Genomic DNA, 17,801 nt, shown 5'->3' with positions numbered 1-17,801 from the left:
TGATCCTGTTGAGCATGGAGCAGCACCCACCACACCCGGCGCAGACCGAGCAGGACGAGTACGCCGACAGCCAGGCCCCGTACCTGGAACTGCTCGCCCGGGGCGCCTCCGCCGACGCCTACGAACAGCCGGTGCTGCTCGCGCGCGCCGAGGGCGCCGACCCCGTACGCATAGCGGCCCTTGAGCGCGCCAAGCGGCTCGCGCTCGGCGTGCGGGAGGAGATGGAGGGCAGACGGCGCCGCGAGGCCGAGCTGTCCGCACTCTTCGAGACCGCCCACGACCTGGCCGGACTCCGGGACCTCGACGCCGTGCTCCAGGCCATCGTGCAGCGGGCCCGCTCGCTCCTCGGCACCGACGTGGCGTACCTGACGCTGAACGACCCGCCGCGCGCAGACACGTACATGCGCGTGACGGAGGGCTCCGTCGCCGCCCGGTTCCAGCAGTTGCGGCTCGGGATGGGGGAGGGGCTCGGCGGGCTCGTCGCGCAGACCGCACGGCCCTACGTCACCGACAACTACGGGCAGGACGTGCGTTTCCAGCACACCCGCACCATCGACGCCGGGGTCCGGGACGAGGGCCTCGTCGCCATCCTCGGCGTGCCGCTGTCGCTCGGGCCGCACGTGATCGGCGTGCTCTTCGCCGCAGACCGCCGCGCGCGGGTCTTCGCACGCGAGGAGATCGCGCTGCTCGGCTCGTTCGCGGCGCTCGCCGCCGCCGCCATCGACACCGCGAACCTGCTCACCGAGACCCGCGAGGCGCTCGGCGAACTGGAGCGGGCCAACGCGATCATCCGCGACCGCAGCGGCGTCATCGAGCGCGCCTCCGACGTCCACGACCGCCTCGCCGAACTGGTGCTGCGCGGCGGCGGCGTGCACGACGTGGCCGCCGCCGTCTCCCAGGTCCTCGACGGGACGGTCACGTTCACCGACGCGGACACCGCACCCGGCGAGGCGGTCGAGGCGTCCCGCGCCGAGGGCCACGCGGTGCGCCGCGGCGCCGACTGGGTCGCGGCCGTCGCCGCCGGAGGCGAACTCCTCGGCGCCCTGGTCCTGCGCGGCCAGACCCGCCTCGACCCCGTCGACCAGCGCACCCTGGAGCGCGCCGCCATGGTCACGTCCCTGCTGCTCCTCGCGCGCCGCTCCGCCGCCGAGGCCGAGCAGCGCGTGCGAGGTGAGCTCCTCGACGACCTGCTCGACGCCCGCGACCACGATCCGCGCCTGCTGCGCGAGCGGGCCGTCCGGCTCCACGCCGACCTGGACACCGCCCACGTCGTGTGCGCGGCCCGCCCCGAGACGGCCGGCGCCGACGCCGAACAGGAGGCCGCCACGCGCCGCCGCCTGTGGTCGGCCGCCAACCACCTGGCGGCGACCCGGCACGGCCTCGCCGCCGCGCGCGACGGCGGTACGGTCCTGCTCCTTCCCCTGGGCGCGGACGGCACGGCCTCCGACATCGCGGCGCACGTCGCCAAGCGGCTGTCGGCGGCGATCCACGAACCGGTCACCGTCGGCGCCTCCGCCCCCGTCGCGGACCTCGCCACCCGGGCCGACGCCGCCACCGGCGCCTACGCCGAGGCCCGCCGCTGCCTCGACGCGCTGCGCCTGCTCGGCCGGGCCGGCGAGGGCGCGGCGGCCGAGGACTTCGGGTTCCTCGGGCTGCTGCTCGCCGACAGCCGCGACATCGGCGGCTTCGTCGCCCGCACCATCGGCGCGGTCGTCACCTACGACGAACGCCGGGGGACCGACCTCGTGCGCACCCTCGACGCCTACTTCGCGTCCGGCATGAGCCCGGCCCGCACGAAGGACACCCTGCACGTCCACGTGAACACCGTCGCCCAGCGCCTGGAGCGGATCGGGCGGCTGCTCGGCGCCGACTGGCAGGCGCCCGCACAGGCCCTGGAGATCCAGCTGGCGCTGCGCCTGCACCGCCTCGCGGGCCCGGACACGCGCTGACCCCGTACGCGTGCGGCGTACGGGGCCGGTGCCCGGCCGGGGCCGTCAGACGCTGTGCACGTCCGCCCGGCGCTCGGCGGCCGGCTCAGCCGGGCCGTCCTCCGGCCCGATGTCGGAGAGGTCGCGGTGGCGGGTCTCCTTCGCGACGCCGACGGCGATCAGGGTGATGAGCGCGGCGCCGATCACGTACAGCGTGATCGGCGTCGAGCTGTCGTACTCCGCGAGCAGCGCCGTCGCGATGAGCGGCGCGGGCGCGCCCGCCGCGACCGAGGCGAACTGGGCCCCGATCGAGGCACCCGAGTAGCGCATCCGGGTCGCGAACATCTCGGAGAAGAAGGCGGCCTGCGGGGCGTACATCGCACCGTGCAGGACCAGCCCGACGGTGACGGCGAGAAGCAGGTTGCCGAAGCTCCCCGTGTCGATGAGGGAGAAGAACGGGAACATCCACAGACCGACGCCCGCCGCGCCGAGGAGGTACACCGGTCGCCGCCCCACCCGGTCCGAGAGCGCACCCCAGGCCGGAATGGCCGCGAAGTGCACGGCGGACGCGATGAGGACGGCGTTCAGCGCGGTCTGCTTGGAGACCCCGGCCGACGTGGTGGCGTACACGAGGATGAAGGCCGTGATCACGTAGTAGCTGATGTTCTCGGCCATGCGGGCGCCGATCGCGACCAGGACGTCACGCCAGTGGTGGCGCAGGACCGCGACGAGCGGCATCTTCTCCACGGCGCTCGCGTCCTTCGCCTTACGGGTCTCGGCGCGGGCCAGGGCCTCCTTGAAGACGGGCGACTCATCGACGGAGAGACGTATCCACAGGCCGACCATCACGAGCACCCCGGAGAGCAGGAACGGGATGCGCCAGCCCCACGAGGTGAACGCGTCGTCCGAGATCAGCGCGGTCAGGGCGGACAGGACACCGGTCGCGAGGAGCTGTCCGGCGGGCGCTCCGGTCTGCGGCCACGACGCCCAGAAACCGCGCCGCCCGGCGTCCCCGTGCTCGGAGACGAGCAGGACCGCCCCGCCCCACTCGCCGCCGAGGGCGAAGCCCTGGACCAGGCGCAGCAGGGTCAGCAGGACGGGCGCCGCCGCGCCGATGCTCGCGTAGGTGGGCAGCAGACCGATGGCGAAGGTCGCGCCACCCATCATGAGCAGGCTCAGGACCAGCAGCTTCTTGCGGCCGAGGCGGTCGCCGTAGTGACCGAAGACGAGCGCGCCGAGCGGACGCGCCGCGAACCCGACGGCGTAGGTCAGGAACGAGAGCAGGGTGCCGACGAGCGGGTCGGACCCGGGGAAGAACAGCTTGTTGAAGACGAGGGCGGCGGCGGAGCCGTAGAGGAAGAAGTCGTACCACTCGATGGTGGTGCCGATGAGGCTTGCGGCGACGATGCGCTTGAGGCTGGCGGGTGTCGGCGGAGCGGATGCAGAGGCGGCCATGGGTCACCACTTCCGGGCGGGTCACGGGGACGGGGGACGGGTTCGTGTCGCCACACCGTAGAAACGCGCTGATCGAGCGCACATGTGGTGGACACCCATAGTTCGGCCCGTGGGTGTGCGTGCGGCCGCCACCGGCACGGCGGGGGCGGGGCCCCTTCGAAGACGGGCCCGGCACGAGATATCTTGATGTCGAGCAATATGCGCACGACTGCAGACCGACGATGGAAGACGTGGAGCGGAGCCCCCGGTGACTGACTCGACCATTATTTACACGCACACTGACGAGGCCCCGGCCCTCGCGACGTACTCCTTCCTGCCGGTCATCGAGGCCTACGCGTCCACCGCCGGTGTGCGCGTCGAGACCCGTGACATCTCCCTGGCCGGCCGCATCCTCGCCGTGTTCCCGGAGTACCTGGAGGAGGGGCAGCGCATCCCCGACGCCCTCGCCGAGCTGGGCGAGCTGGCGAAGACGCCGCAGGCCAACATCATCAAGCTGCCGAACATCTCGGCGTCCATCCCGCAGCTCAAGGCCGCCGTCGCCGAGCTCCAGGAGCAGGGCTACGCGCTGCCCGCGTACCCCGACGAGCCGAAGACCGACGAGGAGCGCGAGATCCGCGCCCGCTACGACAAGGTCAAGGGTTCCGCCGTGAACCCCGTCCTGCGCGAGGGCAACTCGGACCGCCGCGCCCCCGCCTCGGTGAAGAACTACGCCAAGGCCCACCCGCACCGCATGGGCGCCTGGTCCGCCGACTCGAAGACGAACGTCTCCACCATGGGCGTCAACGACTTCCGCTCGACCGAGAAGTCCACCGTCATCGCCGCCGACGACGCCCTGCGCATCGAGCTGGTCGCCGACAACGGCACCACCACCGTCCTGCGCGAGTCGGTCCCGGTCCTCGCCGGTGAGGTCGTCGACGCCTCCGTACTGCGCGTCGCCGCCCTGCGCGAGTTCCTGACCGCGCAGGTCGCCCGCGCCAAGGAAGAGGGCGTCCTCTTCTCCGCGCACCTGAAGGCCACCATGATGAAGGTCTCCGACCCGATCATCTTCGGCCACGTCGTCCGCGCCTTCTTCCCCGAGACCTTCGCCCGCTTCGGCGCCGACCTGGCCGCCGCGGGACTCACCCCGAACGACGGTCTCGGCGGCATCTACAAGGGCCTGGAGTCCCTGTCGAACGGCGCCGACATCAAGGCGTCCTTCGAGGCCGAGCTGGCCGCGGGCCCGGGCCTGGCCATGGTCGACTCCGACCGCGGCATCACCAACCTGCACGTGCCGTCCGACGTCATCATCGACGCCTCCATGCCGGCGATGATCCGCACCTCCGGCCACATGTGGGACGCGAACGGCGCCGAGGCCGACACCCTCGCCGTCATCCCGGACTCCTCCTACGCGGGCGTCTACCAGGTCGTCATCGACGACTGCCGCGCCAACGGCGCCTTCGACCCCTCGACCATGGGCTCCGTGCCGAACGTCGGCCTCATGGCGCAGAAGGCCGAGGAGTACGGCTCGCACGACAAGACCTTCGAGATCCCGACGACCGGCACCGTCCGCCTGGTCAACAAGGCCGGCGACGTCGTCCTGGAGCAGGCCGTCTCCGAGGGCGACATCTTCCGCGCCTGCCAGACCAAGGACGCGCCCATCAAGGACTGGGTCAAGCTGGCCGTCACGCGCGCCCGCGCCACCGGCAACCCGGCCGTGTTCTGGCTGGACGAGGGCCGCGCCCACGACGCCCAGCTGATCAAGAAGGTCGAGCAGTACCTGCCGGAGTTCGACACCGAGGGCCTGGACATCCGCATCCTTTCCCCGGAGGACGCCACCAAGCTCTCCGTCGAGCGCATCCGCCAGGGCCTCGACACCATCTCGGTCACCGGCAACGTGCTCCGCGACTACCTCACCGACCTCTTCCCCATCCTGGAGCTGGGCACCAGCGCCAAGATGCTCTCCGTCGTCCCGCTGATGAACGGCGGCGGCCTCTTCGAGACGGGCGCCGGCGGCTCCGCCCCGAAGCACGTCCAGCAGCTCGTCAAGGAGAACTACCTGCGCTGGGACTCCCTCGGTGAGTTCCTCGCCCTGGCCGTCTCCTTCGAGCACCTCGCCACCACCACGGACAACGCCCGCGCGAAGGTCCTCGGCGAGACCCTCGACCGCGCCACCGGCACCTTCCTCAACGAGGACAAGTCGCCGACCCGCCGCGTCGGCGGCATCGACAACCGCGGCAGCCACTTCTACCTGGCCCTGTACTGGGCCCAGGAGCTGGCCAAGCAGACCGACGACGCGGAGCTGGCCAAGGCCTTCGCCGCGTTCGCCGAGAAGCTCGCCGCGAACGAGCAGAAGATCGTCGACGAGCTGCTCGCCGTCCAGGGCAGCCCGGCCGACATCGGCGGCTACTTCCAGCCCGACCCGGCGAAGGCCGCGTCCGTCATGCGTCCGTCGCAGACGCTGAACGAGGCGCTCGCGACCCTCGCCTGATCCAGCAGCGCGCCACACCGCCCCGGACGGCTCCCCGCCGTCCGGGGCGGTGGCGTAGCCGAGCAGCTTTTCCCGCTCTGACCTGGGTAGGCTGCGTTGATGAGCACTCTGGATGACGCACGTCCGGGCATGGACCCGGAGATCCGACCGCAGGACGACCTCTTCGGCCACGTGAACGGCCGCTGGCTCGCGACCGAGCCGATCCCCGACGACCGCTCCAGCTGGGGCCCCTTCGTGCAGCTCGTCGACGTCGCCGAGCAGCAGGTCAGGCAGATCATTCAGGAGACCGCGGCGGGCGGCACCACCGGCCTCGCACCGGACGAGGCGCGCAAGATCGCCGACCTCTACGCGTCGTTCATGGACGAGGACGCCGCCGAGGCCCGCGGCCTCGACCCGGTGCGCCCCCTGCTCGCGGAGGTGGCGGGGCTCGCCGACGTGCGCCAGCTCGCCGCCTTCATCGGCCGCTTCGAGCGCATCGGCGGCTCCGGCCTCTTCGGCGCCTACATCGACACCGACGACCGCGACTCCGACCGCTACCTCTACAACATCCTCCAGGGCGGCCTCGGCCTGCCCGACGAGTCGTACTACCGCGACGAGAAGTTCGCCGAGACGCGCGAGAAGTACGAGGGCTACCTCACCGAGCTGCTCACACTCGCCGAGCACGCCGACCCGGCCGCCGCCGCGCGCACCGTGCTCGCCCTGGAGACCCGGCTCGCCGCCGGACACTGGGAGCGCGCCGAGACGCGGGACGTGCAGAAGACGTACAACCTGACGACGTTCGACGAACTCACCACGCTTGCCCCGGAGTTCGACTGGCGCGGCTACGTCACCGGGCTCGGCGGCAACGACGACACGCTCGCCCGGTCCTGCGTCCGCCAGCCCTCCTACCTCGCCCACCTCTCCACGGTCCTCGCCGAGACGCCCATCGAGCAGTGGCGCGACTGGCTGACGGTGCGCGTGGTGCGAGGCAGCGCCCCGTACCTGTCCTCCGCGTTCGTCCGCAACAACTTCGAGTTCTACGGGCGCACGCTGAACGGCACCCCCGAGCTGCGCGCCCGCTGGAAGCGCGCCGTCGCCTTCGTCGAGGGCGCCATGGGCGAGGCCGTCGGCAAGGAGTACGTGGCCCGGCACTTCCCGCCCACGTCCAAGGCGCTCATGGACGACCTGGTCGCCAACCTGCTCGCGGCGTACCGGCAGTCCATTGCCGCCCTGGACTGGATGACCGACGAGACGAAGGAACGGGCCTACGAGAAGCTCGCCACGTTCCGCCCGAAGATCGGCTATCCGGACCGGTTCCGCGACTACTCGGCGCTCACCGTCGTCGCCGACGACCTGGTGGCCAACGCGCACGCCGCCGACGCCTTCGAGCACGACCGCCAGATGGCCAAGATCGGTGCCCCGGTCGACCGCGACGAGTGGTTCATGCTGCCGCAGACCGTCAACGCCTACTACAACCCGGGCACCAACGAGATCTGCTTCCCGGCCGGCATCCTGCAGAAGCCGTTCTTCTCGCCGGACGCGGACGCCGCCGAGAACTACGGCGGCATCGGCGCCGTCATCGGCCACGAGATCGGCCACGGCTTCGACGACCAGGGCGCCCAGTACGACGGCCAGGGCAACCTCAACGACTGGTGGACCGCCGACGACAAGGCCGCCTTCGATGGCAAGTCGAAGGCGCTCATCAAGCAGTACGACGGCTTCTCGCCGCGCAACCTGCCCGGCGAGTACGTCAACGGGTCACTGACCGTGGGCGAGAACATCGGCGACCTCGGCGGCCTCACCATCGGGCACACCGCTTATCTGATCTCGCTCGACGGTGCGGAGGTGCCGGCCGGCGAGGACGGGCTCAGCGGCTCGCAGCGGCTCTTCCTGAACTGGGCGTACTGCTGGCGCACCAAGCGGCGCAAGGAGCAGGAGCAGCAGTACCTGACGATCGACCCGCACTCGCCGCCGGAGTTCCGGGCGAACATCGTGCGGAACCTGGATGAGTTCCACTCGGCGTTCGCCACTGCCGTGGGGGACGGGTTGTGGCTCGATCCGGCTGACCGGGTGCGGATCTGGTAGTCGGTGCGGCGGCGGGGCCGGACAGCTGATGCCGTCCGGCCGCACCGTCTCGGGGCTCCGCCCCACCCCGCTCCTCAGACGCCGGAGAGGTTCGATCGCAGGAAGTCCAGCGTCGCCGTCCAGGCCTTCGCCGATGCCTCCGGGTCGTACGCCTCCGGGCGGCCGTCGTTGAAGAAGGCGTGGCCCGCCGGGTAGAGGCGCAGGTCCGCCTCGATGCCCGACTGGTCCTTGATGGTGCGGCGCAGGCCGTCGAGGGTGGGGACCGGGATCGCCTCGTCCTGTTCGCCGTAGTGGCCGAGGATCTGGGCCTTGAGCCGCGAGAAGTCGGGGACCTCGCCCTGGATGACGCCGTAGAACGGGACGGCCGCGCCGACCCGCGGGTCCTTGGCCGCCAGGTGGAGGACGAAGCCGCCGCCCATGCAGAAGCCGACCGCGCCGACGGAGTCCGAGGTGACCTCGGGCAGCGAAAGCAGGTGGTCGACGGCGCCGGAGAGCAGTTCGACGCCGCGCTCGACCGGCAGGTCCCGCATCATGCGCAGCGCCTCGCCGGAGTCGTGCGCCACGTTGCCGCCGTACAGGTCGGGCGCGAGCGCCACGTAGCCCTCGCCCGCGAGGCGGTTGGTCACGTCGGCGATGTGGTCGGTCAGGCCCCACCACTCCTGGATGACGATGACGCCCGGGCCGCTGCCCGTGGGCGGCAGGGCCAGGTAGCCGTGGGCGGGGGTGCCGTTGCTGTCGAACGTCACGTTCTGGTGGGCCGTACGGCCGGTGGCGCGAGGGGCGCCGGGGGTGTTCGAGGTGTCGGGGGTGTCCGCCATGGGGTGCCTCCTGGGCTGAAGCTCGGTGATCGTTCCCCACGATGCCACTGCCTCCGTCGGGACATGCGCAGGGGCCGCCGTATGTGGACCAGCACGAGTCGCATGTGAACGACCGGTGCCGCGTCCGGGTCCTGCGTCCGCCGGGGATGATGGTCTTCGGGCCGATCCGCGGCACCAGGACCGTCGTCGAGATCTGCGCCATGACCATCAATGCCCGGCGCTCCCACGAGGGAGGCCGGGCATCGGGGTGTTGTGGGCGGGGCGGCGATCAGCCCTTCTGCTGGGCGATCTGCAGCGCGGAGATGCACGCCGAGATGGCCGTCTGCAGCTCTTCCAGGCGGCGCACCATGTCGTCCTCGTAGATGTCGTCGATCTCCTGGACGTCGTCGAAGGTCAGCTCCTCGAACGCCTTCGTCGCCTTCTGCAGGCTGCTGTAGAACTTCGCGCGCCGCTCCTGCACCCGCAGCTCGGGGTCCGCCTCGACGGTCTCCGCGATCAGCGTGCGCACGGAGTCGTACGCCTCGCGGGCCCACTCGCCCGCCTCCTCGTCCTCGTCGAGCTCGTCGATCAGGGAGAGGTGCCGCTCGGCCTCCTCGCGGAGTTGCCGCGGGGCCTCGATCTTCTGGCCCGCGGCCGTCTTGACCTGGCCCTCCTCGGCGATCTTGCGTACGTATTCGAGCCGGTCGCCGGTCTTGGACTCCTCGGCGACGGCCTTCTTCAGATCGTCCGTACGCACGATGTCGCGGGCCAGGTCCGAGCGGAGCAGCGGGTCCTCGTCGAGGCGGTCGAGCAGCGCCTTACGGGCCGCCTCCGCGGTGCCCGGGTCGGCGAGGATCGCGGCCCGCAGCGCCGTCGGGTTCTCGGCGACCTCCAGGGCCTTGGTGGGCCGGATGCCCTCCGCCTCCGCGGCCTCGGTGATGGCCTGGCCGCGCACGCTGGTCGCGCTGGAACGGGAGACGTAGTACTGCAGCCACAGGTCGGCGTCCGGCAACTCGATCTCGGCGCCCGGCGCCAGCGCCTCGAACTGCGGGACCACGCCGTCGTCCGCCGCCCTGTCCCATGCCTTGTAGAACCGCATGACACGGTCGGCGGAGCACTCCGCCAGCTCGGCGAACTTCCGGGCGGAGACCTTCGGCGATTCCCCCGCGGGCTGGCCCCCGGGCCGCACACTCCTGGCCACCTTCAGCGCGAACGTCCATCCACCGGTACGGGCGTAGACCCCGAACTCCTTGGCATCCCGAGAGATCGCCTCAGGAACCTCGCGCGGGGCGTCCTCGGCGTCCGCGGGCTGCCAGAAGTTGTCGGAGTCGGCTGCCTCCTGGCCGGAAAGGTCGGGCGACGGGGTCGCCGCGGTCTCGCCGTCGGGAACGGCCGGGCCGGGCACGCTGACCTGACCGGGCTGTTCGGCCTGGTCGGCGGGGGGAGCCCAGGTGGCGGCGATGCCCAGCGGCCCGGCCGTCTCCTCGTCCGCGCCGGCGTGCCGTGCCGCCGGCACGTCGGCACCGGGCGTGGGCTCCGCGGCGGTCGTCTCCCCGTTGTTCTCGCCGGACGGAACGGGTGCCTCGGACGAGTCGATGGCTACGGTCACGTAGGTGCTCCTGAGTGCTCGGGCGCGTGCGGTTCGACCCGATACCTTATCGCCCCGGGCGGCTCGGCCCCGGTGAGGCCCGCCCCGACCAGGCTGCGACGGGCAGGTCAGCCCTGTCCGCCCTGTGGGGGTTGGTCCCGACCGCGCCGGGTTCCAAGGCGACGCGCCCCCGGCGGGCAGGCCATAGCTCCGCCCGCAGAGAACGACCTCGGCGACACCACCACATGGAGCGCGCCGCGCACGAAGCGCACCGCACGAAGCGTGCCCCGCACGAAGCGCACGCATGGAGTTCTCCCGCACAGAACGCACCCCGCAGAGCGCACCCCGCACGGAGCCCGCCCCGCACGGAGCCCGCCCCGTACGGACCGCACCCGTACAAAGCGCACCCCGCACGTAAGCGTGCCCCGCACGGACCGCACCCCCACGGCGCGCACCGCGCACGGACCGCACCGCGCACGGACCGCACTCCGCACGTAAGCGTGCCCCCCCACACAACGCACCCCCCACGGCGCGCACCGCGCACGGACCGCACCCCGCACGTAAGCGTGCCCCCCACGGACCACACCCCGCACAGGACTCACCCCGCGTAAGACTCATCCGGCGCCGAGTACCCCGGCGGGGTCGCTCGCGCAGGAGGCGTTCGGCGCCGGAGGTACCTCCGTGAGGTCGCCCGCGCAGGGCGTGCCCAGCGCGGAGTCACCTCGGCGGGATCACCTCGGCGGAGCCACCCGCACGGAACGCCCCCGGCACAGAACCAGCTCGCCAAGCCCGTCCGCACAGACCTCGCCCCGTGCGCGATCACCCCGGCGGAACCACCCGCGCCACCCCCGCCCCGAGTACACAACACCCGGTCCCCCCTGGGCAGGTTGCCGGGCCCGCCGATTGCAGCTCCCCCTACTGCGACCGGCGGGCCCGGGCCTCGACCGTGCGCCGCGGCGGGAGAGCGAGGGCACGGGAGGCTCTGCTCAGCAGTATCCCCAGGGGGGCTGCCGGAGTAAGCGGGCCGAGTGACCCTCGTGGTGGGGCCGAACGGCCCGCTTTCGCGCGCCCCCCTGTGCGCCCTCGTCACGGAGGACCCACGAGCTCCGTTCTAACCACCCTCGGCGACCCGCGCCGACCAGCGCTGTTCGACCCGGGCGAGACGCCAGTACGCGAGCGCCGCCGCCCACACCGCGACGAACAGGCCGACGATCACGTAGCCCACGTTGTCGAGGTCGAGGCCGGCGATCCAGCCGGTCACCGCGTCCGTCAGGGCGAGTTTCTCGTGCAGGACGCCGACCAGCTCGATCGTGCCGATGAAGAACGCGACCGCGATCGACAGGCCGGTGATGGTCAGGTTGTAGAACACCTTGCGCACCGGGTTGGAGAAAGCCCACTGGTACGCGAAGTTCATGAACGTCCCGTCCAGCGTGTCGAACAGGCTCATGCCCGCCGCGAAGAGCAGCGGCAGGCAGAGGATCGCGTACCAGGGCAGTCCGGCCGCGGCCCCGCTGCCCGCCATCACCATCAGCGTCACCTCGGTCGCCGTGTCGAAGCCGAGGCCGAAGAGGAAGCCGAGCGGGTACATCTGGCCGGGGCGGGTGATCGACCTGGTGAAGCGGCCGAGGATGCGGTTCATGAATCCCCGCGAGTCCAGGTGCTGTTCCAGTTCCCGCTCGTCGTACGAGCCCTCGCGCATCGCCCGGAACACCTTCAGGATGCCCAGCAGCGCCACCAGGTTGAGCGCCGCGATCAGGTACAGGAACGTGCCCGACACCGTCGTGCCCACCACGCCCAGGACCTGGTGCGTGCGGGACTCGTCGTTGAGCAGGGTTCCGGCGAGCGCCGCGCCGCCCGCCACCAGCGCCGCCATGGCGACGACCACACTGGAGTGGCCGAGCGCGAACCAGAACCCGACCGAGACGGGGCGCTTGCCGTCGGCCATCAGCTTGCGGGTCGTGTTGTCGATGGCCGCGATGTGGTCGGCGTCGAACGCGTGCCGCATCCCGAGCGTGTACGCGGTGATGCCGAGCCCGATGCCGAACGCCTTGTTGCCGACCTCGTAGTGCTCGGGGACGACCAGGAGGAACAGCACACCGAACGCGACGACGTGCAGCACCGCGATCACCGCCAGGAGACCCGCCGTACGGACGGTGTCCTCACGGCGCCAGCGGAAAGCGGGGGAGCCGACGGGGGAGCCGACGGAGGAGTCGGCGGAAGAGCCGACCGGGGAGTCGACAGGGGAGTTTCCGGGCAGGGCCATGCCTTGATCACGCTCCAGCACCTCGTGGATCACTTCGTGAGATGCCGTGGCCGGTCTCCTGGCTTACGGGCATGGCGCACCGCTCCTGCCTTCCCAGCCGCCCGGAGGCAGCCAGTGGCGTGAGGGAACGGAGCGCTCCCCACCGGCCCGGGAGGGACGGCGCGGAACCCGATCACAGTGGCGAGGGCCGCTCCGGACTTGACCCCTGGGGGCCGTCACCGGTCTTCCCGAGCACCACGGCCCGCCCACCATAGAGGACGGCCGCCGCGGCGCCACGGGCGGCTACCGATCCCGGCGTTCGCGCGCCCGCCCGATCTCCTCGTACGCCTTCTCCCGCCCCTCCCAGTGCGAGCCCTCCACGGACTTGCCGGGCTCCAGGTCCTTGTAGACCTCGAAGAAGTGGGTGATCTCCAGGCGGTCGAACTCGGGGAGGTCGTCGATGTCCTGGATGTCCGTGTGGCGCGGGTCGTGCGCGGGCACGCACAGGATCTTCTCGTCCGGGCCCTTCTCGTCGCTCATCACGAACATGCCGATGGCCCGGCACTGGATGACGCAGCCGGGGAACGTCGCGTCACCGGTCAGCACGAGCGCGTCCAGGGGATCGCCGTCGCCGCCGAGGGTGCCTTGTACGTAGCCGTAGTCCGCGGGGTACTGGGTCGAGGTGAACAGCATCCGGTCGAGCCGGATCCGCCCGATCTCGTGGTCCATCTCGTACTTGTTCCTGGAGCCCTGCGGGATCTCCACGATCACGTCGAACGCGTCGCCGCGCGTCTCGCTGCCGCCCAATGTGGCCTCCTTGCCGCATTGCCGCCCGCTCGAATTGCCACCGAGTGTGCGCCGCGCGGGCCGGGGGCGGAACCCCTCGGACAGCTCCTCAGGCTGCGGGGGCGATGGGGAAGACGAGTTCTGGCCGGTCCCATGCGACGACCGGGGGGCGTGCGACGGCCGTGCCCGTGCGGTGCGCCCCGACACTGCGGTAGAAGCCCTCGGCCGGCGGATGGGCGACGACGCGTACGTGGTCGAGCCCCGCGGTGTGCGCCTCGTCCCGCATGTGCGCGACGAGCAGCCGCCCGATGCCCAGCCCCTGCGCGTCGTTCGCGACGAACATCAGGTCCAGCTCCGGCGGGGCGAGGAGCAGGGAGTAGAAGCCGAGCACGCGGTCGTCGGCCAGGGATGCCGCGACGAAGACCCGGTGCGCCTCGATGTAGTCGGGGCCGACCCGGTACTCCGCGACCATCGCCGCGTACGGCCCCTCGTAAGCGCGGGAGCCGCGTACGAGCCGGGTCAGGCGCTTGGCGTCGCGCGCCGTGGCCCGGCGCACCGTGACGGCGGGACCACCGCCGCGCCGCGTGATGCTCGATGTCATGCCTCGAATGTTACGTATCTGATCGCGGCCTCAGCTCGTGGGCACCGTCGTGTGGACCTGGCGCAGGAACGCGGCGTTGTCGGGGGTGTGGCGCAGTTTGTCGAGCAGCGCTTCATAGGAGGAGTGGCCGTCCCGGTTCTGGAGCGCCCGGCGCAGCCCGCGCCGGGCCGCCAACTCGGGCCCGGAGAGCAGGAGTTCCTCGCGGCGCGTGCCGGACGGGGCGATCTCGACGGCCGGGTGGACGCGGCGGTCGGCGAGTGCGCGGTCGAGGCGCAGCTCCATGTTGCCGGTGCTCTTCAGCTCCTCGAAGAAGTAGTCGTCGGCGCGGGAGCCGGTGTCGACGAGGGCGGTGGCGAGGATCGTCAGGGAGCCGGCCTCCTCGGTGTTGCGGGCGGCTCCGAACAGCCGCTTCGGGCCGAGCAGCGCGGCGGCGTCGACTCCGCCGGACAGGGTGCGGCCGCCTGAGGAGGCCGCGTTGTTGTGGGCGCGGCACAGCCGGGTGAGGGAGTCCAGCAGGATGACCACGTCGCGGCCCCGCTCGACCAGGCGCTTGGCGCGTTCGACGGCGAGTTCCGCGAGCGCGATGTGCGCCTTGGCGTGCTGGTCGAAGGTGGAGGCGTACACGTCGCCGCGCACGGAGCGCCGCATGTCGGTGACCTCCTCGGGGCGTTCGTCGACGAGCACCACCATGAGGTGGGCCTCGGGGTGGTTGGCGGCGACGGCGGCGGCGAGCTGCTGCAGCAGGACGGTCTTGCCGGTCTTCGGCGGCGCGACGAGCAGGCCGCGCTGCCCCTTGCCGACCGGCGCGAAGAGGTCGACGACGCGGCCCCCGAGGCTGCTCGCCGGGCTCTCCATGCGCAGCCGCTCGGACGGGTGGAGCGGGGTGAGGTCGCCGAAGCGGGGGCGGCTTCGGACGGCGTCCACGGGTGCGCCGTCGACGGTCTCGACCTGGGCGAGGGTGTGCGGCCTCGCGCACAGCCCGTCGACGAAGTCGCCCTTGCGCAGCCCGAGCCGGCGGACGAGCGCCGCGGGGACCTGGACGTCGTGGGAGGTCGGCAGCAGGTCGGCGGCGCGCAGGTGCCCCGCCCCGTTCGCGCCGATGTCGAGGACACCGGCGGCGGCCGTCCTCACCGAGGTGTCCGGTGCTTCCAGTGTGGTGGTGGTCATGGTCGATCACGGTCCTTTCGCGGACGCTGTTCGTACGCGGAGTGAAGAAGGGAAGTGGAGAAGGGAAGGGGGACCGGCGGGCGGCGGGGCGGAACATCACGCCCCGTGGGACGGGCAGGACAGCCCGTGGCCGGAAGAGATGCGCGCGCTGAGGCGCTGGGAAAGACAGATCGCCGAGAAGCGAGAAGGGATCGGCACCGGCGCCACGGAAGGGGCGTACACACGTGCCACTCGCACTGTAGCACTCATGTCCGGGCGGACGGCAACAGCGGACTTCACGGCCCCGCCGATCTATGCTGACCGGCCATGTTCACACCCCACGGCCCCACCCTCCGCGAGCTGGCCGTTCAGGCGCTGTCGTCGGTCGAGCGCGGCTACGACCTGCTCGCCCCGAAGTTCGACCAGACCCCGTTCCGCACGCCGGACAGCGTCCTCACGCCGGTCGGGCGGGCGCTGCGCGACCTCGGCCCGTACGGGGACGGGCTCGACCTGTGCTGCGGAACCGGGGCGGGGCTCGGTGTGCTGCGCGAGGTGTGCGCCGGGCGGACCGTGGGCGTCGATTTCAGCGCGGGCATGCTGGACGTCGCGCGCGGGGAGGAACCGGCCGCCTCGTACGTGCGCGGCGACGCCCTCGCGCTGCCCTTCCGCCCCGTCTTCGACCTGGTGGTGAGCTTCGGCGCGTTCGGCCACTTCCTGCCGGGCCAGTACCCGGGTCTCTTCACGCAGGTGCGTCAAGTGCTGCGCCCGGGCGGGCAGTTCGCGTTCCCGCTGCCCGCTCCGGCGCGGCCGGGGTCGCCCGCGTACTGGATGATGCTCGGCTTCGACGGCGTGATGCGCGTGCGCAACGCCGTGTGGCGTCCGCCGTTCGTCATGTACTACCGGCCGTTCCGGCTGAGCTACGTGCGGCGGGAGTTGGCGTCGGCCGGGTTCGACGTCGCGCTGCGGGACCTGCCCGAGCTGGGCGAGCGGCCCGACGGCAGCCCGCGCTGCCGGCTGGTCGTGGCCACCAGGCTCTGAGGCGTGCCCGCGCGGTCCCGGGGGAAGCGCACATCCGTCAGCTCCTCCGAGACCTCCCACAGCCGCCGCGCCGCCCCGGTGTCGAGCGCCGCCGGCGCCGGGCGGACCCGCGTCGGCGCACCGCGCAGCTCTCCCCGGCCGCCGGGCCCGATGAACTCGCCGCCCCGGACGCCGGGTTCGGCCGCCGCGTACAGGAGCGGCAGCGCGCCATGGTCGGCCGACTGGGCCAGGGGCCTGGCCAGGTACCCGAAGACCAGGCGCGGCAGCCGGACCGTGCCGTTGGTCTGCAGGCCGGTCGCGCTGTACCCGGGGTGCGCGAGCACGCTGCGCAGCGGGGAGCCGACGGCCGCCAGGCGTCGGTGCAGTTCGAGGCCGAAGAGAGCGTTGGCCAGCTTCGACTGCCGGTAGAACGCCATCGGGTCGTAGCCGCGCTCACCGCTCAGGTCGCCGAAGTCGACGCGGCCCTTGCGGTGCTCGAGCGAGCTCACCGTCACCACGCGCGGCTGCGGCGCCCGGCTCAGCTGGTCGAGCAGCAGGCCGGTGAGCGCGAAGTGCCCGAGGTGGTTCGTCGCGAACTGGATCTCATGGCCCTGGGCGCTGAGCGTGCGCGGCGGCGCCATCACCCCGGCGTTGTTGAGCAGGAGGTCGATGTGCGGGTGGTCGGCGTGCAGGCCGTCGGCGAAGGCCCGCACCGAGTCGAGGTCGGTGAGGTCGAGGCGGCGCACGTCGAGCCGCGCGTCCGGCCGGCGCGCGGTGACCGTCGCGGCGGCGGCCCGCCCCTTGTCCGGGTCGCGCACGGCGAGGACCACCTGCGCGCCCCGCCGTGCGAGAGCTCTGGTGGCGGCCAGGCCGAGACCACCGGCCGCCCCCGTGATGACGACGACCCGTCCGGTCTGGTCGGGGATCCGGTCCGCGCTCCACCGCCGTCCGCGCGCTTCGCCCTGCTCGCTCTCGCTGTTTCCACTCATGCGGCACAGCCTGACCTTGGTGGCACTTGGTGTCAAGAAGATACTGAGTGTCAGAATGCTACCGAGTGTCGGTGAGGGCATGGGATGTAAGCCGCATGTAGGGTGTGCGGGTGAGCACGCGACCCCAGCTGAGCCTGGCCCAGCGCAAGAGACAGCTCGTGTCGGACGAACTGACCGAGGCGGCCTTGCAGCTGCTCGCGCTCAAGGGCTTCGACACGGTCACCGTCGACGAGATCGTCGCGGCGGCCGGAGTCTCCAAGCGGACCTTCTTCCGGTACTTCGCGTCCAAGGAGGACGTCGTCGTCCAGTTCCTGGCCGGCATGGGCGCGGACATGCGCGCCGCTCTCGCCGGGCGCCCGGCCGGTGAGGCGCCCGCCGAGGCCCTGTTGCACGCGGTGCGGGTACCCGTCACCACCTGCGCCGCAGACTCCGAACGGGCGCTGCGCGTCGTCCAGTTGATCCTGCGTACCCCGGCGCTGCACGCCCGCTTCCTGGAGCGCCAGGTCCAGTGGCGCGACGATCTCGCCGGTGAGCTGGCCGCCCGCGTCGGCCTGGACCCCGAGGCCGACCTCTACCCGCGCCTCGCCACGGGCACCGCGCTCAACGCGTTCCACGTCGTCCTGGAGCGCTGGAGCGCGAGCGACGCGGCGCAGGACCCCGTAGCTTTGCTCGACGAGGCGTTCGCGGTCGTCGCGGGCGCGCTGGACCGGTGAGGGGAATC

General features: G+C 72.0%; 12 protein-coding genes, 1 pseudogene and 1 riboswitch. Of the genes and pseudogenes, 5 read left to right on the top strand and 8 right to left on the bottom strand.

From position 1 onward, the window contains the following. The first annotated feature begins 14 nt into the window (after positions 1 to 14). Positions 15 to 1,949 (top strand): helix-turn-helix domain-containing protein, encoded by a 1,935-nt coding sequence (locus ACH4RC_RS19365; RefSeq protein WP_398202212.1) that lies wholly within the window; start codon positions 15 to 17, stop codon positions 1,947 to 1,949. Between the two features lie 45 nt (positions 1,950 to 1,994). Here ACH4RC_RS19365 and ACH4RC_RS19360 read toward each other — a convergent pair whose 3' ends face one another. Beyond that, a complete protein-coding gene (locus ACH4RC_RS19360; protein WP_398202210.1) occupies positions 1,995 to 3,383 on the bottom strand; it encodes an MFS transporter in 1,389 nt (462 codons plus the stop codon). A gap of 247 nt (positions 3,384 to 3,630) precedes the next feature. Between ACH4RC_RS19360 and ACH4RC_RS19355 the strand changes: the two genes are divergently transcribed. Together ACH4RC_RS19355 and ACH4RC_RS19350 are read left to right on the top strand one after the other, a co-directional pair. Beyond that, positions 3,631 to 5,850: an NADP-dependent isocitrate dehydrogenase gene (locus ACH4RC_RS19355; RefSeq protein ID WP_398202208.1), complete on the top strand. Its 2,220-nt coding sequence runs from the start codon at positions 3,631 to 3,633 to the stop codon at positions 5,848 to 5,850. A 99-nt stretch (positions 5,851 to 5,949) separates the two neighbouring features. Then, positions 5,950 to 7,914 carry a M13 family metallopeptidase gene (locus ACH4RC_RS19350; RefSeq protein ID WP_398202205.1) on the top strand — a complete coding sequence of 655 codons (1,965 nt, stop codon included), beginning with the start codon at positions 5,950 to 5,952 and terminating at the stop codon, positions 7,912 to 7,914. 74 nt (positions 7,915 to 7,988) lie between these two features. On the opposite strand, the gene ACH4RC_RS19345 is transcribed toward ACH4RC_RS19350, so the two are convergent. The 6 genes from ACH4RC_RS19345 to rho form a co-directional block, all read right to left on the bottom strand. Further along, the gene (locus tag ACH4RC_RS19345) at positions 7,989 to 8,732 is read right to left on the bottom strand and encodes a dienelactone hydrolase family protein (RefSeq protein ID WP_398202202.1); all 744 of its coding nucleotides are present in this window, start codon (positions 8,730 to 8,732) and stop codon (positions 7,989 to 7,991) included. A gap of 268 nt (positions 8,733 to 9,000) precedes the next feature. Further along, positions 9,001 to 9,978 carry a hypothetical protein gene (locus ACH4RC_RS19340; protein ID WP_398202333.1) on the bottom strand — a complete coding sequence of 326 codons (978 nt, stop codon included), beginning with the start codon at positions 9,976 to 9,978 and terminating at the stop codon, positions 9,001 to 9,003. A 1,432-nt stretch (positions 9,979 to 11,410) separates the two neighbouring features. Further along, on the bottom strand, positions 11,411 to 12,562 hold the full coding sequence (locus ACH4RC_RS19335) for a HoxN/HupN/NixA family nickel/cobalt transporter (protein WP_398202199.1): 1,152 nt from the start codon (positions 12,560 to 12,562) through the stop codon (positions 11,411 to 11,413). A gap of 30 nt (positions 12,563 to 12,592) precedes the next feature. Continuing rightward, a riboswitch (cobalamin riboswitch) is annotated at positions 12,593 to 12,816 on the bottom strand. A gap of 28 nt (positions 12,817 to 12,844) precedes the next feature. Next, a complete protein-coding gene (locus tag ACH4RC_RS19330; RefSeq protein WP_398202196.1) occupies positions 12,845 to 13,348 on the bottom strand; it encodes an inorganic diphosphatase in 504 nt (167 codons plus the stop codon). Positions 13,349 to 13,436: 88 nt separating this feature from the next. Then, positions 13,437 to 13,928, bottom strand: a complete 492-nt coding sequence (locus tag ACH4RC_RS19325) for a GNAT family N-acetyltransferase (RefSeq protein WP_398202195.1) — start codon at positions 13,926 to 13,928, stop codon at positions 13,437 to 13,439. 30 nt (positions 13,929 to 13,958) lie between these two features. Then, complete coding sequence (gene rho, locus ACH4RC_RS19320) at positions 13,959 to 15,095, bottom strand: transcription termination factor Rho (RefSeq protein ID WP_398202192.1); 1,137 nt, start codon at positions 15,093 to 15,095, stop codon at positions 13,959 to 13,961. A gap of 306 nt (positions 15,096 to 15,401) precedes the next feature. Here rho and ACH4RC_RS19315 point away from each other — a divergent pair, with 306 nt between their 5' ends. Further along, positions 15,402 to 16,112: a class I SAM-dependent methyltransferase gene (locus ACH4RC_RS19315; protein WP_398202191.1), complete on the top strand. Its 711-nt coding sequence runs from the start codon at positions 15,402 to 15,404 to the stop codon at positions 16,110 to 16,112. A gap of 20 nt (positions 16,113 to 16,132) precedes the next feature. Here ACH4RC_RS19315 and ACH4RC_RS19310 read toward each other — a convergent pair. Further along, positions 16,133 to 17,080: pseudogene (locus tag ACH4RC_RS19310) on the bottom strand (oxidoreductase); the annotation flags it as partial. 110 nt (positions 17,081 to 17,190) lie between these two features. On the opposite strand from ACH4RC_RS19310, the gene ACH4RC_RS19305 reads away from it, so the two are divergent. Next, complete coding sequence (locus ACH4RC_RS19305; protein WP_398202189.1) at positions 17,191 to 17,793, top strand: TetR family transcriptional regulator; 603 nt, start codon at positions 17,191 to 17,193, stop codon at positions 17,791 to 17,793. The last annotated feature ends 8 nt before the right edge of the window (positions 17,794 to 17,801 follow it).

The sequence above is a fragment of the Streptomyces sp. NPDC016845 genome, assembly GCF_044332585.1.
In the GTDB taxonomy this organism is placed as follows: Bacteria; Actinomycetota; Actinomycetes; order Streptomycetales; family Streptomycetaceae; genus Streptomyces.
The sequence above is the reverse complement of the archived record's forward strand: the minus strand, read 5'-3'. Positions and strand labels throughout refer to the sequence as shown.

Bases quoted from the DNA above. Each gene is read 5' to 3' on its own strand.
- ACH4RC_RS19335 (WP_398202199.1), bottom strand. From the start codon at position 12,562: ATGGCCCTGCCCGGAAACTCCCCTGTCGACTCCCCGGTCGGCTCTTCC.
- ACH4RC_RS19315 (WP_398202191.1), top strand. From the start codon at position 15,402: ATGTTCACACCCCACGGCCCCACCCTCCGCGAGCTGGCCGTTCAGGCG.
- rho (WP_398202192.1), bottom strand. From the start codon at position 15,095: ATGACCACCACCACACTGGAAGCACCGGACACCTCGGTGAGGACGGCC.
- ACH4RC_RS19360 (WP_398202210.1), bottom strand. From the start codon at position 3,383: ATGGCCGCCTCTGCATCCGCTCCGCCGACACCCGCCAGCCTCAAGCGC.
- ACH4RC_RS19325 (WP_398202195.1), bottom strand. From the start codon at position 13,928: ATGACATCGAGCATCACGCGGCGCGGCGGTGGTCCCGCCGTCACGGTG.
- ACH4RC_RS19345 (WP_398202202.1), bottom strand. From the start codon at position 8,732: ATGGCGGACACCCCCGACACCTCGAACACCCCCGGCGCCCCTCGCGCC.
- ACH4RC_RS19365 (WP_398202212.1), top strand. From the start codon at position 15: ATGGAGCAGCACCCACCACACCCGGCGCAGACCGAGCAGGACGAGTAC.
- ACH4RC_RS19350 (WP_398202205.1), top strand. From the start codon at position 5,950: ATGAGCACTCTGGATGACGCACGTCCGGGCATGGACCCGGAGATCCGA.